This is a genomic window from Methanosarcina vacuolata Z-761 (genome assembly GCF_000969905.1).
GTDB classification, from domain to species: domain Archaea; phylum Halobacteriota; class Methanosarcinia; order Methanosarcinales; family Methanosarcinaceae; genus Methanosarcina; species Methanosarcina vacuolata.
In genome coordinates this window covers 3,328,798-3,345,073 of record NZ_CP009520.1, presented here as the reverse complement: position 1 = coordinate 3,345,073, position 16,276 = coordinate 3,328,798, and the positions used below count along the sequence as shown (strand labels likewise).

Below are 16,276 nucleotides of genomic sequence, written 5' to 3'. Positions count from 1 at the left end.
CCCCAAGTGATGTTTATGTTAATGCATGTAATTGATATGGGACATGATGTCTACAAGGCAAATGATAAAGTTGCTGAAAAAAACAGAAAGAAACTTGACAAGTATCAGGTTTTCTCGGTAAATGTTATGGGTGCAATCGGATCAGGAAAGACCACTCTGATTGAAGAAGCTATCAGGCAACTTAAGGATAAGTATAGGATAGCTGTGATTGCAGGGGACGTAATCGCAGAAATGGATTCTTCCCGTTTCAGAAAACTCGATGTACCTACCATTCCCGTAAATACCGGAAAAGAGTGCCACCTTGATGCAAAACTGGTGGAAAAAGCCCTGGATGAAATCGATCTTAGTAACACGGATCTCCTTCTAATTGAGAACGTAGGCAACCTTATCTGTCCTGTGGACTTCAAACTGGGGGAACAACTGAGGGTTGTAATCGTGAGCGTGACCGAGGGAGACGATATTATCCTCAAGCACCCCATGATATTCAAGACTGCAAATCTTGCAGTAATAAATAAAGTTGACATTGCACACGCGGTTGATGTCGATGCCGAAAAAATGCGAAACGATATTCTTTCCTTAAATCCGAGTGTGCCAGTTATCCTTACTTCAAAGCATGACTGGGAAAGCCTGGAAACCTGGATTAGCTTTATCGAGCTTGGAGTTAAAAAAGCTCAGAATAGATAAGGCAAAGTTAAAAAGAATTAAGGTAGAAACCAGGTTAAAAAGAATTAAGGTAGAACCCAGGTTAAAAAGAATTAAGGTAGAACCCAGGTTAAAAAGAATTAAGGTAGAACCCAGGTCAAAAAGAATTAAGGTAGAACCCAGGTTAAAAAGAATTAATCCGAGCCAGGGTTAATGAGGATAAAATGAGAAATCAGATTCTAGAGATTAACTCGAAGCTCGGACTAAAAAGATTTAAAGTAGATTGAGAAGATCCAGAAGGGTTTAAAAGGCGGAAAAAAGGAGACTTATATGAAATCAAATACCATTTCTCTTGAGCACGGTGCAGGCGGAGAAGTTATGCAGGCACTTATAGGAGAAATAATTCTTAAAAACTTTCACAATAAAAGTGCAGGCTCAATTGGACTCGAATGTCTTGATGATGGGTCCACAGTCAGGCTTGATAGCTTCAACAACGGATGCGAACTTGTACTGACTACTGATAGTCACGTGATTACACCTGCCTTTTTCCCGAATACCAATATAGGAAGGCTTGCAGTTGCAGGCACTGTCAATGACCTTACGGTCATGGGAGCAAAGCCCCTTGCTCTTACCTGTGCAGTCATAGTCCCTGAAGGTTTTCCACTCAAGGAGTTTGAGGAAATAATTAAAACAATGGATAAAACAGCCGCAGAGGTTGGTGTACCCATAATAACAGGCGACACTAAAACCGTAGAGAAAACTGCGCTTGATTCTATTATCCTGAACACTGCAGGCCTGGGAATTACGGATAGCCCTGTAAGAGATTCAGGGCTTCGGCCGGGAGACAAAATTCTGGTCACAGGCACTATTGGCGACCACGGAATTTCGCTTATGGCTCACAGGGAAGGTTTTGACTTTGATACTGACCTTGCCTCGGATTCAGCCCCACTCTGGAAACTCATAGAACCCCTCCTGAAACTCAGAACCCCGGAGGGTGAACCCGTGATCACGGCAATGAAAGACCCGACCCGCGGAGGGCTTGCAAATGCCCTGAACGAGATGGCAGCAAAATCCGGAGCAGGCATTCTTATTGAAGAAGACTGGATTCCTTTCAAACCAGCCGTTTCCGCAGCCTGTGAGATGCTGGGCCTTGATCCCCTTGAGGTTGCAAATGAAGGAAAAGCAGTTATCGGAGTCAAACCCGGCTTTGAAGAAGAAGTGCTTTCAATCCTTAGGCAGCACCCCTACGGCAGGGATGCAGCTGTTATAGGAGAAGTCACTCCAGATAAGAAAGAAGTAGTCCTGAGAAACCGTTTCGGTGGTATGCGTTTTGTAGATGTACCTGCCGGAGACCCGATTCCCAGAGTATGCTAAAAATCATCAGGCACTATCCGAGATTGATTTATGATAAGATACTATTGGAATTGAGTTTTGACGTACAATCGTTTCCTCTCGTTTAATTGGACTCATTTTTTATTTTTCCTTTTCCTTTTCCTTTTCCTTTTGTGTTACATTTTTGTCTCATTTTTTACTTCACTTTATCTTTTCATTTTCTTGTTCTGAGTATCTATTTTTCATACTCTCTTTCTCAATCTCTATTTTTCGTTTTCTCTTTCTCAGTGTCTTTTCAGTCTATATTTTCAGTTTACATTTTTATATATCTCTCAGCCACTAGTATCAAATAATGTTTAAAAGTAAATTACCTTATAGAAATTTGTAGTATAATGATAAAATAAGTTGAAAAGGTTTTAGAATAAGGCAGTCAGAGAAAAAAAACAATTTATAGAAGTATCCCAGGTAAATCTATCGAGCAGGAAAGTTACTGAAAATAGAAAGGAAGCCGAAATATGAACCGAGACCCAATTGTGGAACAGGAACTATGGCGCTCAGTTGCAGTATATTTTGCATCATTTTTGGTCGTGGGAGCCCTGAATATTGCAGGATACATATCAGTAGAAGGTATTGCAACTTTTATCCTGGCCTTTATTATAACATTAATTCATTTCGCACTCATGGTCAGATACAGGAGAAAAGAGCAGTTGACAGATCCTTCAATATCTTCGATAATAGATCATTTACTTCAGCCAAAAAATCCTGAAAATAGAAGCAGTATACACCCGGAATCCGGGCATAATTTCCGTTCTGTTCTGGCAATCCTGGTGATTGCATACCTTATTTATCGTTATGCAATTTAAATAAGAATTTAGTAAAATTCACTTTTGAGACAATCCCAAAAGCAAGATGTCTTAAAGAAGTGTAATTATTGAGAAAAAGAAGAGAGTCTTATTCTGAAACAAAGTAATTTCCACTTAATTTTTCTGTTTTCTGATTTTTATAAAATATAAGGCGAAGATATGATTGTTATCTACGGCAATTTTGGTTATAAAAAGCCTGAATGAAACTTTTGAGGTTTATGAAGAGCAAAGTTTCCTGTATGACATGAATTGAAATTGGAAAAGGATATAATTTATTCTACTAAAAAAAACTGAATTTGGAAAGGCGGAGGGATATTCATAATAATGAATTTTAAAGGTAAAAGCCCGAAAATTTCAGAGACGGCTTTTATTGCGGATTCTGCAGACGTTATCGGGGATATTGAAATAGGGTATTATTCAAGTGTATGGTTTAATGCCGTGCTTCGCGGGGACAGAAATAAGATAAAAATCGGGAGCCGGACGAGTATCCAGGATAATGTGGTTATTCATGCAAACCCCGAGAATGGAGTTCAGATAGGAAATGATGTAAGTGTGGGACACGGAGCTGTGCTTCACGGATGCAGAGTAGAAAGCAATGTGCTTATAGGGATGAATTCTACAGTATTGAACGGGGCTGAAATAGGAAAAAATTCTATTGTAGGTGCAAACGCGCTGATTCCTGAAGGGAAGAAATTTCCTGAGAACAGCCTGATAATCGGAGTTCCGGGAAAGGTTAAAAGGGAAATTGAGAAATCTGAGATTGAAGCCATAGCAGAAAATGCTGCCGAATATGTGGAATTTGTCAGAGAGTACAGGAAGAAGTGAGAAATACACGAAAGAACTGAAGAAGTGAATTACTACAAATTATCGAACTTTTATGGTTTAAACTGTGCACCTGGCTTGAAAAGAATCCAAAAATGTAAATGGCTGGGAGTATATTTTAGCAACATGCTAATTAAAGATATACGGTTTTAACGGAGTAGTATAATGGAGAAAAAAATGTTGCAGAATATGCGATGCAGAGGTTCATCAGGAAGTTAAAATCGGTCCTGATTGTGGCACAGAGAAAAAAATAGGAAAAAAGCCCTCCAATCGCAGCGCTATTATCCTGCGTAGTTTCAGGGCTCGGCCAGGTTTACGCAGGTGATCCTCTTCGAGGATTTGCAGTACTTGCTGCATTGGGAATTAGCTTATGTTTGATGGCTCTTTTAATTGGATTTGTTACGTTTGTCGGCGCCTGGATATTTGCAGTAGTAGATGCGTACAGGATGGTAAAAAGACAAAATCATGATATTGAGAAAAAAAGAAGTAACGTTTCAATATAATTATTTTACACATGCTTTATTTAAACTTTTTAAACTGAAGGAAGAATCAGTTTTTTTCTTTAGCTTTTTCCTTTAATACTTTAAAGTGCGTAAAGATTAATACGAATTCGAAAGGGAGATGAAACGAAAATGAGAAACATAAACATCCTGTATTACGGAAAAGTAAAACCTGTAGACATATATGAAAATATGTTTGAATATATAAAAAGTTCCGGCACTTCGGACTGTGAGAAAGATTACATTGAGGGCCAGCCTGAATATTTCGTAGAAGAATGGCAGGCAGCACTGGACAGCGAGGTGTTTTTTGGATATGATCCGATGAAAGATGCAGGAGAACTCGAGATTGACGGGCAAAGTTATACCCGTGTCGGCAGAGGAATATCCGAGTTAAGTTATGTACCCACTGACAGCCTGTCTGACATTCTGTATATTATTTATCACTGCGACCACAACATTAGAAAATGTAACTGCGTTAATGAGATTTTCCAGACAAAAGAAGAAGCAGAACAGAGAGCAAATGAGCTTAGAGAACAAAAATGAGCTTAGAGAACAAAAATGAGCTTAGAGGAAAAATGAGCTTAGAGAACAAAAATGAGCTTAGAGGAAAAATGAGCTTAGAAAAAATTGTTTTCTCCTGATCTTCCTTACTGGCAGGAAATATCATAAACAAAAATCTGAAAACGAAGCAATCATATTTATAGGTAGAATTGCCTGACCTGTGATATCAGTAGCTTACCATCTACCTGAAAAACAAGATCAAAGCTGTTTATAAAAAAGGAGTGAAATCCCTTTCAGAATTTCAACTCAGAATTTCAATATATAAGTTAGGACTACGAGACACTACTCGAGACACTACTTTTTTATATTTTTTCAATAAACATATTTGTTTTTTAGATATAGAATACAAATCGTCGGCACTTATCAATACATTTTATTTTTTTGTAAAAGTGTGGCGCTCTATCATAGAACAATTAGTGGAGACGTTCAGAGTTACGGTTGAGTCAGAGCGGAACCCTGTAAAAACACCGGCCTACTATTCAAAGGAATTTAAACACCCACTAGTAAACTGTTAAATATTTATTTATATGTTAGCGGTGTATTATCTAACGAGTTTAATGTTTTATGCGCTAATGTGCTAATTTCGCAGTTAAACTATATTAACTAAATAAAGAGGCTAGTGACATGCATAAGGAACATGAACTAAACAAAGAAGCTGGAATAAAAATTAAAAAAGTGAAAACCGAAGTAAAAAAGAATCAAGGAATGAATGAGAAGTCTAGCTCCAGATCCCATTATGTCCCAGGCTCCTGGAAAGGGACAAAAATAAATCCGCAAATCAGTAAGATCAAGTACAGGCAGCGTTATGTACCCGGATTATGGAAGGAATCCGTAGAGACTTCAAGGGTAAAGAAGCTCGGGTATAAGCCGAAATACATACCCGGATTATGGAAAGCGGCAAAAGAGAATCCAAAGATGGAGAAAATTAAGTATAAACAGCGTTACATTCCAGGTCTCTGGAAAGGGACTGAAGAGACTCCAATAACAAAAAAAGGTGATCATAAGCCGCGTTATATTCCCGGTTTCTGGAAAGGAACAAAAATGAATCCGAAAATAGGGAGTCTCAGGTACAGGCAGCGCTACATTCCCGGGTTCTGGAGAGGAAATTCAGATGCCCCAAAAGCAGATAAATTCATTCACAAGCCAAAATACGTACCTGGATTCTGGAAAGGAACAAAAGAGAACCCTAAAATAAGTACGATCAGATACAAACAGCGTTACATTCCCGGATTCTGGAAAGGAACCATAGAAACTCCAGAAATGAAGAAATTTGACCACAAGCCGCGTTATATTCCTGGCTCCTGGAAAGGGACAACAAAGAATCCGAAAATAGGGAAGACGAGATACAAACAGCGTTACATTCCCGGATTCTGGAAAGGAACCATAGAAACTCCAGAAATGAAGAAATTTGATCACAAACCGCGTTATATTCCTGGCTCCTGGAAAGGAACAACACAGAATCCGAAAATCGGGAAGATGAGATACAAACAGCGTTACATTCCCGGGTTATGGAAAGGACATGCAAAAAAGGATAGCTACAGACCTCGTTATGAGCCTGGATTCTGGAAAGGAACAAAAGAAGCTCCTAAGAGAAGTGAGAAGTTTAGCTACAAGCCTCGCTATGTACCCGGATCCTGGAAAGAGAGAACTGGAATCTGAGGGGTTAGCACCTGAACAGAATAATAAAATACTGGCAGGCCTGTAATATACATAATAATTAAACTGGTTATGATTGAAACTGATTATGATTGAAACTAATTATGATTGAAACTAATTATGATTGAAACTAATTATGATTGAAACTGATTATGATTGAAACTGATTATGATTGAAACTGATTATGATTGAAACTGATTATGATTGAAACTGATTATGATTGAAACTAATTATGATTGAAACTGATTATGATTGAAACTGATTATGATTGAAACTGATTATGATTGAAACTGATTATGATTGAAACTGATTATGATTGAAACTGATTATGATTGAAACTGATTATGATTGAAACTGATTGAAGTTTCATAATACTGTTTCCCAGTTCAATTGCATAAGTCTGATAGTTTCTGAGGCAAATAAGTACCTTAAAGTAAGAAACCAGTACTAATGAAAAGTTCAAGGCTAAAAATTAGTGGGGGTCTTTAGCCAAATCTGAAAAATGCGAACGCTTACTTGTTTGATAGGATTTGAGAGCCTTCCTCTTGATTACTACATCACAGGAAACGACTTCCACTACATTATTTTTGTAGCTTTTTTATAATTATCCGGTTTCAACCTCTTGTTATTTAGATTATCCCAGCTTTTCATAATTAGCGGATCTCAAGGATTGTCTTTGATCCCTGTTTTCGACTCTGTTTTTGACCTGTATTTTGACCCGTGTTGTTAACAGGTACAATTTTAAACGCATGAATGCCTGCTAAACAACCTACAGAGTTTAAGCTGAGCCAGTTCCCGGAGAGATGTGAAGATCCTTTAAATCCTCGTTTTGCAGGGGCTAAAGCCTGAAATATTCCCGAAATTCCACGGAGTTCGGGGAGAACTTTAAAAATTATACATTTCCTGATACTGCATTCCGCAGGCAGGTTTCCCAGTCTTCAGGGTTGTCTATATTGTCGCACTGCCACTCAAACTCGCGCCTTGCAAGCCTGATAGTTGCACGTGCTTTTTTGAGTGGGACCAGCTCTTTTCCGACATCGCCAACTCCCCCTACTTCCAGGCAGCTTACGATATCGATCATGAACTTCTCCAGGATCTCTGGTGGTATCGATTCGTTCCTTGCGTGGATTTCTGTGCATTTTGCAAGATACTCTGCAAGTACTCGGATCAGTTTCTTGTCACGCATGATTGTAACTCCTTTGTACGATAAGTGGGGCAATTCACTCCGTCACACTGGGCTTTAGATTTGATGATCGCAACAATTATGACATTAATAAAAATGCAGACATATCTTCCTGAACTCAGCCCAGGATACTTCAATCCTGATTTTCCAGGGACAGTACCTCAAACAGCAATTAAAAATATGTATTTTCGAAGCTTAAAGCTTTCTAAATAATCGTATTTGAGAGAAGTTATATACACTTGGATACCAGCTGAAATATTAAAAGGTCGTATAAAATGTCTTCTCTACTACTTTTTATTACTCTCTATTACTTTCTACTATTTTTCTATTACTTTCCACTATTTTCTACTACTTTCCACTATTTTCTACTACTTTCTACTACTATATGTACACTGAATCATTTTTCCATTGAATTTCTAGTATGAGAGATTATGTTTGGATCATATGTAAACCTTAAAACTGCACACAATAAGGGATCATCATTCCAAAACCCGCCTATTAAAAAATCATCAAAAGTGGAATATCGACCTGCCGAATTTAAGGGAAAATATTCCCGGTCGTGTTTTCAAGAGTAGGGGAGACTGGAACATCATTGAATAAATTGAATATATTTAAGTACTATTAAATCAGTGGCAAGAATGACATTTTAAACCTTAACCGATGACCAATGAAGATACTATTTTCGTGCAAATGTATATATTTTAAAACTGTTTATAAGTTATTATCTAATTTTTAAAGTAATTGTAAAAGATATAGCTGACAAACTATTCATAAACTCGAAATATCAGGAGGGTATCATGAAAGACTCTGAAGTAAAAGTTTTGGACGAAAATGACTATGTTTTTATTAAAGCATTAAATAATCTTGGAATGTCACGAAATGCCGCTACAACCATGGCATATCTTATGAATGTAGACGAAGCTTCATCCCGGGAAATTGAAATCAGCACCGGATTAAGGCAACCCGAAGTAAGTCTTGCAATGAGGTTAATGTGCAATCATTCCTGGGTTAATATGCGCTCGGAAAAAAAGCCTGGAAAAGGGCGGCCGATGAAAATCTATTCTCTTGCTGTCCCGGTTGAAGAGATCATAAGTTTTTACGAAGACCGGATTTACAAAGAATCTCAAGCAACCATATCAGCAATCAAAAAGCTGAAAGTGATGAGCAAACAAGTGCCTCTTGCTTCTTCAAAGTGAATGATTTCAAACAGGGTTAGCTCCATAATGGTTGACAATCCTTTTTTGGAATTCACTATTATGGAGTAAAAAAACATTTAATATTGACAACTTGCTTGTGTGTAACTTTGTTTAGCTTTTCAATTTCTCATTTTTATTGTGCATCTGGTCCTCTGATAATCAAGACCTTCATGCCGGATATCCTAAGCCTGTCCTTATCCCAAGCAATAGTCTTTGCAATTGTAAATGGGTTCAGGTATATGTTTCTGGTCAGATGTGTGGAGTATACGCCTTCGATTCCTGGTTTTAGTGGCTCTTACTAACTAAATTTTCCTGTACTTAATCTAATTCAATTAAGTTGTGGGTCAATAATAAGGCTGCGACCTCATTTAATGTCAGTTTAAGTTCTGACTTTCCTTTAAATAGTTCGTCATGGATCGCAATTAAATACCTTTTATTCGGCGGGATATACCAGTAGGGATGCGATAAAACCCCATTTTCATAAATTAACGATAACTCATCTATTTTATCTAAGACAGTTTTTTTATCCATGGTTCCTTCAAAAATAATTTTTATAGTTTTTCAAGCTCCTAGATAAAAGATAAACGTTTTTCAATGTCGAGGTTCTCTCTTGAGTCCCCCACATTTCTCTAATATCTCTTATTAACTCCCTTATATACTCTTCTAAAATTGCTATTTTGTTTTATTTCAATCCATGGGCAAAATAATTGGTAGAAAGCCCTTTTCTCGTCCTGCTCTTTAAAGACCGGTAAGAGCGTGTGCTTATCTTCCAGATATGAAGGTTGGAGGAAAAATTAGAGGATGAGGATAAGTTAGAGGATGAGGATAAGTTAGAGGATGAGGATAAGTTAGAGGATGAGGATAAGTTAGAGGATGAGGATAAGTTAGAGGATGAGGATAAGTTAGAGGATGAACACTCGGCTGGCACAACTCTAGCATCGAAACTGGGTTCATGATACCTATTATTTAAATATCGAGGACTATATCTAGTATCAAGATGATCGACGAAGCGCTGAGGGTTTTTAAAGATCTTAACTCAAAGGATTTCAGAATCCTGACTGGCATTGAGACCGGAATGAAGCATTTTGAATGGGTGCCAATGGAAGAACTGAATAAATACACCAGGCTGCCTTTTGAGAAGCTTGAATACAAGCTAAAAAAACTTGTGAAAAATAAGCTTGTAGTCAGGAACACCCAGCCTTACGAGGGTTTTCAGATTTATTTTGAAGGATACGATGTTCTTGCCCTTAATGCATTTGTCAAGCGAAAGAGTATCAGTGCAATAGGGGACGAAGTCGGGGTAGGAAAGGAATCGGTTATCTATGAAGCAATCCTCCCACCTGAGCTCGCAATTGGGGAACCTGTTCCTGTTGTAATCAAGTTTCACAGGGAAGGAAGGACCAGTTTCAAGCAAATAAAGCGTGTACGTGAGCACCTTGGGGAAAGGGAACACTTTTCCTGGATCTATGCAGCCAGGCTTGCAGCCCAGCGGGAGTACAACATCATGACCACTCTGTATCCAGAGGTCTCAATCCCGAAGCCCTTTGACCACAACAGGCATGCAATAGTTATGGAGCTTGCAAAAGGCAGTCTTCTTTCAAAAACAAAACTTATTGACCCCGAATGGTATCTCGATGAGATCCTTAAACAGGTAAAAATTACCTATTCACTGGGGGTCATCCACGCCGACCTCAGTGAGTATAATATATTTGCTTCCGAAGATGGCGTCCAGCTAATTGACTGGCCTCAGTATATCACTCCTGAACATCCTCACGCCGACGAAATTCTCGAAAGGGATGTTTCAAATGTCCTGACTCATTTTTTCCGAAAATACGGAATTAAAAGGGAGCTTGATGAAACAATCCGCGAAATTAAGCGTCAGGCAGGTAAAAACACAGAGGATATAATAGAAGGCACAGAAAGCGGGACTAGCAGAGGTACTGTAGAGGAAGGGGAGCTTGAGGAAGCTCTGGAAGAAGGCTTTGAAGAGGATATTGAAGAGGATATTTTTCAGGAAGAAGACTTTGAAGCTGAAAAATTTGAGGCCGAAAATTTCGAAGCTGAAGAATTTGAGGTCGAAGAATTTGGGACTGAAGAATTTGAGGCTGAAGAAATCGAAGCCGGCAAAATCGAAGCCGAAGATCGAAAAGTACAGGATTTCAAAAAAGCTGCCTCGGAAAAAGAGACTTCAGATAAAGAATGAATTACTTCATACGCGATCAAATTACATCAGATGAAAATTCAGTATTAAACTCGGTGAAAAACAGGGAAAGTTCATGTTATATAGGAATAGAAGGCGAAAATGTAACTGATTATTTGTTTTTTTGTCTGGATTAATTTAACAGATTACAGTAGATACAACCTGTTAAAAGCACGAATATTTTGTAATAGAGTGCTTATCTGGATTTATATCTTGAATAGAGCGCTTATCTTTTGACTTATATCTAATCCAGGTTTATATCTTATCTTTTGGCTTATATCTTATCCGGACTTATCTCTGTCCTGAGCTATACTTTTCGAAATATACATATCTGCGAGCCAGTTCAAACCCAAGTTCAAACCCAAGTATTAAGAATATTCTGGATTATATAATTATCAGAATATAATACAGGGTTGGGGGGACTTAATTGGAGCTTTCAGATGCTTCTTTTGAAGCTGCCATAGAAGCGAATCTTAATTCTGCACTATTGACAACAATTTTATCGAAAGCAACTCTACTGAAAACGATTCTTCTTTTGCTGCTTGCTTTCTGCCTGGTATCCTCAGCAAGTGCAAAATATTCACTTGAAAGAGCTGAGACAAATATAATTGTTAATGCCAGCGGGATAACCGATGTTAGGGAATCGATTTCATACGCATTTGATGGAGACTACATTGACATACATAGAGAACTCAAAGCGTTACCTGCTGAATCTATCCGGAATGGCTCCGAATTGGGTTATAAGCTGTGGGGAGAAGAGTGGGAGAAACCTCTGAAGAGTTTTAAAGGAAATATTATGCTTCCGGTGAAAAAAGAAAGTGAAATTCGATACTGGACTCATCCGGTTGTTTATACGCAGGAAGTAAACATCGAAAATAGTGCCATTAATTTAAGGGCAGGCGAAATCCCTTCTACTCAATGGTATGAAGTCCGAGCAGTCTTCCCAGGAATTACATCCTCAGGTTTCGGTTCTGTCAAGGTAGATGAGGCTAGAGGACTTGGAAGAATAGTAGCGATTGAAAATGCATATCAACAGAAAAATATGATCTTAAATAGCCTTTATAGGAAGACTTTTTTATTTGCACTGTTTGTTCTGGCTTTTCCTTTACTTATATACTATATATATGGAAGAGAACAAAAAATCGATTATGAAAAAATTTCTGAAACGGAAGTGCCTGATAATTCCAAACCTGCAGTGGTAAATGCCATTGTAATGGGGCGTATGGGTATTCCCACAATAGACGGATTTACTGCTACGGTTATGGATCTCGTTAACCGTGGATATCTCTCTTTACGAAATTTAAAACCTGAAGAGATAGACTCATCCTACACTCCAGAATTAGACTCATCTCATACACCAAAATCAAACTTATCTCATACACCAGAATTAGACTCATCTCATACACTAGAATCAAACTTGTCTCATACACCAGAATTAGACTCATCTCATATTCCAGAATCAAACTTGTCTCATACACCAGAATTAGACTCATCTCATACGCCAGAATCCGGGTCCAGAGACTTTATCGTTGAACTTCTTAACAATGAAATATATTCGAAGGCTGAAGGAAGCTTATCTGAACTGGAAGATTTTGAAAAAGATGTGCTTTATCTGTTAAAAACTCATGCTTCCGAAAGAAAAGTCTCCTGGAAAAAACTTGAAACAGAACTGCAAAGCGGAAATAGTTTCTATCAATTCTTAACTTCCTGGAACAAAAAAGTTCAAGCACACACTTCATTTGCTAAATATTTTCAATTCACAGGAAACATATATATGTATTGGTTTGCCCGAACCATTCTAATAGCTTCAATTGTTTATTATATTTTGATTTCGGGATTTTTCCCTTCAAAGGTGTTCCCTCTGGCTTCAAAGATAAATGTACTGACCAGTTTAATTGGGATTTTTGGGTTCGTTATGATAAGGTGCTCAGGCATGTTCATAAAGATATTTGGGCGCTGGACCCCCGAAGGAAGCCTTTACTATAAACGATGTGATAATTTCAAAAAATATCTTACAGACCTTTCTGCTCTTAAAGGGCATTCTCCTGAATCAATAGAGACCTGGGATTCTTATCTGGTGTACGCTATCTCTCTCGGAATCGCAAAGGAAATGCTTCAAAATATGTCTCTGATCGTCCCGTCTAAACAGTTAAGAGAGAGCCGCTTCTATCCCATAAGTTCCAATTATAGCAGATCAGAATGCAGTTGTGGAAATGCCTTCTCTTCATCATGTTCCAGAGATATAAATAGAGAAGACAATCTCGAAGAAGACAATATCGATGGCGTCTCTCTGGAGTAGACGGTGCCAGGTAAGAACTTGAAATAAAAGGACAGTAGACTGTCCGATCATAGGGAAATGCACAGAAAAAGCTCTGAAAGAAAAAGCTGTGAAAGAAAAAACTGTGAAAGAAAAAGATATGAAAGGCGTGAGAGGTCTGTCTCGAAAATTTCTTGTACTTTTTCTGTTTCTGGGGACTTCAGAGCATTGAACGAGCGAGAAAATAGGAAAGAAAAAAGCAAAATAGTATAAAAATAACATTTCCCGGATAAAATAAAACGGTGCCGAAAAAATGGATATTTCTCACTTTTTAAATCAGATAAAAGCTTCCAGCCGCTATGAAAACCAGATCGTCCATAATGAGAAAATTCCTGCAAGGGAAGCTCTGTATGCTCCTCTTTCCCTTAAACCGCAGGTAAAAGCAGCCCTTTCAGGCATCGGAATCGAAGATCTGTATGTGCACCAGGCTGAGGCTATAGAAAAAATTCGGGAAGGAAATGATATTGTACTCTGCACGACCACTGCAAGCGGAAAGTCCCTTACTTACATGGTTCCTATTTTTGAAACTATTCTCAATGAACCTGAAGCAACTGCTCTTTATATCTCCCCTTTAAATGCGCTTGTAAATGACCAGTTAAAGTCTTTTCTGGAGTTTGAAAGGTCGCTGAAATCAGGCGCAGGCATAGCCCGTTATACAGGCGCCCTTTCAGAGGCCGAGAAAAGGAAGGTGAGAGAAGGGCAAACCAATGTGGTCTTAACAAATCCTGAAATGATTCACATGAGCTTTCTTGCGTGGCATCATCTCTGGAGGCGCTTTTTCTCGAATCTCAGGTTCATAGTTGTTGACGAGAGCCACTACTATCGCGGAGTTATTGGCAGCAACATGGCAAACCTGCTCAGGAGGCTTTTGCGTGTGGCTGAGTACTATGGAGCATCTCCGCAGTTTATCTGTTGTTCTGCAACCATAGGAAATCCGGAAGACCATACTGAAACTCTTCTAGGGAGAAAAGCCGCTGTGGTTGATAATAACGGCTCTTTTCAGGGCAGCCAGCAATTCATTTTCTGGAACCCGCCACTTTATCTGAATAATAAGGGTTGCACACTGAGGAGAAGCAGTTTTTCCGAAGCTTCCTCGCTTTTTTCAAAGGCTGTACAGGCAGGCCTTCAGACTCTGGCTTTTACCCGGTCCAGGCAGGGAGTTGAGAGGATGTACAGGAGTTGTAGGGAGCTATTGAGGAGCAGAAATCTCTCTCCTGCAATCTGCTCGTACAGAAGTGGCTATTTTGACCAGGAAAGGGAAGAAATTGAAAAGAAAATGAATTCAGGGGAAATTCGAGGGGTTATTTCTACAAATGCACTTGAACTGGGGATAGATATAGGAGGGCTTGACGCCTGTATTCTTGACGGCTATCCGGGAACAGTAATGAGTGCCAGGCAACAGGCAGGCAGGGCAGGCAGGAGCGGAAATGAAAGCCTTGTTATCCTTGTGGCAGGCACAAACGCCCTTGACCAGTATTATATGAGAAACCCAGCCGACTTTTTTACACGAAGCAGTGAAAATGCGGTGCTTAACCCCAAAAATCCGTATATCCTTGCAGGGCACCTGCTCTGTGCCGCAAAAGAGCTTCCTCTGAGGGCATCGGATGAGAAATTCTTCGGTAAAGGGTATTCAAGAGTCGTGGAACTTCTGGAAGCCGAAGGCCTGCTTGCAGGTGACGACCTGAAGTATTCAACGGACCCGTTTCCTTACAAACACGTTTCGCTTAGGGGAATTGATAATAATACTTACTCTCTCCTTGCTTTTGAGGGAGAAAAGCGCTTCCCTATTGAAAAAGACATTGAGGAAACTCTCGCCTTCAGGGAGTGCCATCCTGGGGCTGTTTATATGCACAGGGGAGAATCCTACTATATAAACAGAATCGACCACGAAAAGAAGGAAATCCATGCCATAAAAACGCATGACACCTATTATACGAAACCCATGATTGACTCGTCTGTGCTTGTACAGGAGACTTATGCTGTAAAACCGCTTTTACACGCATCGGAGGTCGAAGTCGGGCTTGGGGAAGTTGAGGTAACGGACAGGGTTATAGGGTACAGGAAAATCCAGACCCAGAGCAATGATGTAATGAGCGCCCATTCTCTTGAGATGCCTCCTGTCAGCCTCCAGACAATGGCTCTCTGGCTTAAGCTTCCGGACAGGCTGCAGGAGCTTGTAGGAGAACATAAACTGGATTTTGCAGGCGGGATCCATGCTATAGAGCATGCGATGATTTCAATGTATCCTCTTCACCTGCTTGTGGACAGGAGTGACGTAGGCGGAGTTTCCACACCTTCTCATCCTGACCTTGGAGGCAAAAGCGGGATATTCATTTACGACGGTCACCGGGGTGGTGTAGGGTACGCCGAAAAGGGTTATGACCTTATTGAAGAGGTACTTGACGGCACTTTAAAAGCAATCGAGAGCTGTCCCTGTGAAAGCGGTTGTCCAAGCTGTATTCAGTCCCCAAAGTGTGGAAACAATAACGAACCCCTTGATAAACATGCTGCAATCATGCTCCTGCACGAACTCCTTGGGAAAGCCCCTTATATTCCGCCTGAACGAAAAGAAAAACACCTATCCGAAGTTAGAGCCTCAAGACCAGCTCCTGAAATAAGAAGTACAGAAGATGCTCTGAGCAGGGTCAGGCGTCAGCTCAGGCGGGAAACCATAAAACAGGAAACTCCAGAAGCGCAGGAGAAAAAAGAAAAGACTTTCATTGCTACGGACGAAAATGGAGGAATGATTGGAGTAATCTCTGCCCCTTCCCCCGAAAAAGCTGCCGCAAAAACTTTCCACCAGAAACTCCGAGGAAAAAAAGAACCTACAAGGGAAAAGCCTCTTGAAATCTGCATCCGAGACCTTGGAGCAGGCAACGATTATAACTTCAGGCTCTGGATTGAAGTTTCAGAGAATGAAGGAAAGGAAGCTGTTAGAGGAGAAGATGAGAAGAAGGTTGTAAAGAGGCTAATTATCAGGAGAGTAAACTAAAAAATTAAAGGT

The 16,276-nt window shown here is 39.5% G+C and carries 14 protein-coding genes; 12 read left to right on the top strand and 2 right to left on the bottom strand.

The annotated features are described in order from the left end of the window. The first annotated feature begins 15 nt into the window (after positions 1-15). The 7 genes from hypB to MSVAZ_RS13725 all read left to right on the top strand — a co-directional run bounded on the left by hypB (position 16) and on the right by MSVAZ_RS13725 (position 6,379). Positions 16-684, top strand: a complete 669-nt coding sequence (hypB, locus tag MSVAZ_RS13755) for a hydrogenase nickel incorporation protein HypB (RefSeq protein ID WP_231592660.1) — start codon at positions 16-18, stop codon at positions 682-684. Then, complete coding sequence (locus MSVAZ_RS13750) at positions 656-856, top strand: hypothetical protein (RefSeq protein WP_048121871.1); 201 nt, start codon at positions 656-658, stop codon at positions 854-856. The genes hypB and MSVAZ_RS13750 overlap by 29 nt, the downstream gene beginning before the upstream one ends. A gap of 116 nt (positions 857-972) precedes the next feature. After that, the gene (hypE, locus tag MSVAZ_RS13745; RefSeq protein WP_048121869.1) at positions 973-2,016 is read left to right on the top strand and encodes a hydrogenase expression/formation protein HypE; all 1,044 of its coding nucleotides are present in this window, start codon (positions 973-975) and stop codon (positions 2,014-2,016) included. 473 nt (positions 2,017-2,489) lie between these two features. Further along, positions 2,490-2,837, top strand: coding sequence for a hypothetical protein (locus MSVAZ_RS13740; RefSeq protein ID WP_048121867.1), 348 nt, complete (start codon positions 2,490-2,492; stop codon positions 2,835-2,837). Between the two features lie 318 nt (positions 2,838-3,155). After that, complete coding sequence (locus MSVAZ_RS13735; protein WP_048121860.1) at positions 3,156-3,662, top strand: gamma carbonic anhydrase family protein; 507 nt, start codon at positions 3,156-3,158, stop codon at positions 3,660-3,662. Between the two features lie 629 nt (positions 3,663-4,291). Continuing rightward, the gene (locus MSVAZ_RS13730; protein ID WP_048121858.1) at positions 4,292-4,702 is read left to right on the top strand and encodes a hypothetical protein; all 411 of its coding nucleotides are present in this window, start codon (positions 4,292-4,294) and stop codon (positions 4,700-4,702) included. 642 nt (positions 4,703-5,344) lie between these two features. Continuing rightward, positions 5,345-6,379 (top strand): hypothetical protein, encoded by a 1,035-nt coding sequence (locus tag MSVAZ_RS13725; RefSeq protein WP_048121856.1) that lies wholly within the window; start codon positions 5,345-5,347, stop codon positions 6,377-6,379. An 889-nt stretch (positions 6,380-7,268) separates the two neighbouring features. Here the strand turns inward: MSVAZ_RS13725 and MSVAZ_RS13720 are convergent. Then, entirely contained in the window at positions 7,269-7,562 is a 294-nt protein-coding gene (locus MSVAZ_RS13720) for a hypothetical protein (RefSeq protein ID WP_048121854.1), read from the bottom strand. 794 nt (positions 7,563-8,356) lie between these two features. Between MSVAZ_RS13720 and MSVAZ_RS13715 the strand changes: the two genes are divergently transcribed. Then, positions 8,357-8,755 (top strand): transcriptional regulator protein, encoded by a 399-nt coding sequence (locus tag MSVAZ_RS13715; RefSeq protein ID WP_048121852.1) that lies wholly within the window; start codon positions 8,357-8,359, stop codon positions 8,753-8,755. Positions 8,756-9,073: 318 nt separating this feature from the next. Here the strand turns inward: MSVAZ_RS13715 and MSVAZ_RS13710 are convergent, their stop codons facing one another. Continuing rightward, positions 9,074-9,286, bottom strand: a complete 213-nt coding sequence (locus MSVAZ_RS13710) for a hypothetical protein (RefSeq protein WP_048121850.1) — start codon at positions 9,284-9,286, stop codon at positions 9,074-9,076. Positions 9,287-9,537: 251 nt separating this feature from the next. Between MSVAZ_RS13710 and MSVAZ_RS20505 the strand changes: the two genes are divergently transcribed. From MSVAZ_RS20505 to MSVAZ_RS13695, 4 genes are all read left to right on the top strand, one after another. Continuing rightward, the gene (locus MSVAZ_RS20505) at positions 9,538-9,711 is read left to right on the top strand and encodes a hypothetical protein (RefSeq protein WP_157206096.1); all 174 of its coding nucleotides are present in this window, start codon (positions 9,538-9,540) and stop codon (positions 9,709-9,711) included. Positions 9,712-9,752: 41 nt separating this feature from the next. Next, positions 9,753-10,958: a serine/threonine-protein kinase RIO2 gene (locus MSVAZ_RS13705; protein WP_048121848.1), complete on the top strand. Its 1,206-nt coding sequence runs from the start codon at positions 9,753-9,755 to the stop codon at positions 10,956-10,958. A gap of 424 nt (positions 10,959-11,382) precedes the next feature. Further along, on the top strand, positions 11,383-13,254 hold the full coding sequence (locus MSVAZ_RS13700; protein ID WP_048121846.1) for a DUF2207 family protein: 1,872 nt from the start codon (positions 11,383-11,385) through the stop codon (positions 13,252-13,254). A gap of 271 nt (positions 13,255-13,525) precedes the next feature. Further along, a complete protein-coding gene (locus tag MSVAZ_RS13695) occupies positions 13,526-16,264 on the top strand; it encodes a DEAD/DEAH box helicase (RefSeq protein ID WP_048121844.1) in 2,739 nt (912 codons plus the stop codon). Positions 16,265-16,276: the final 12 nt, after the last annotated feature.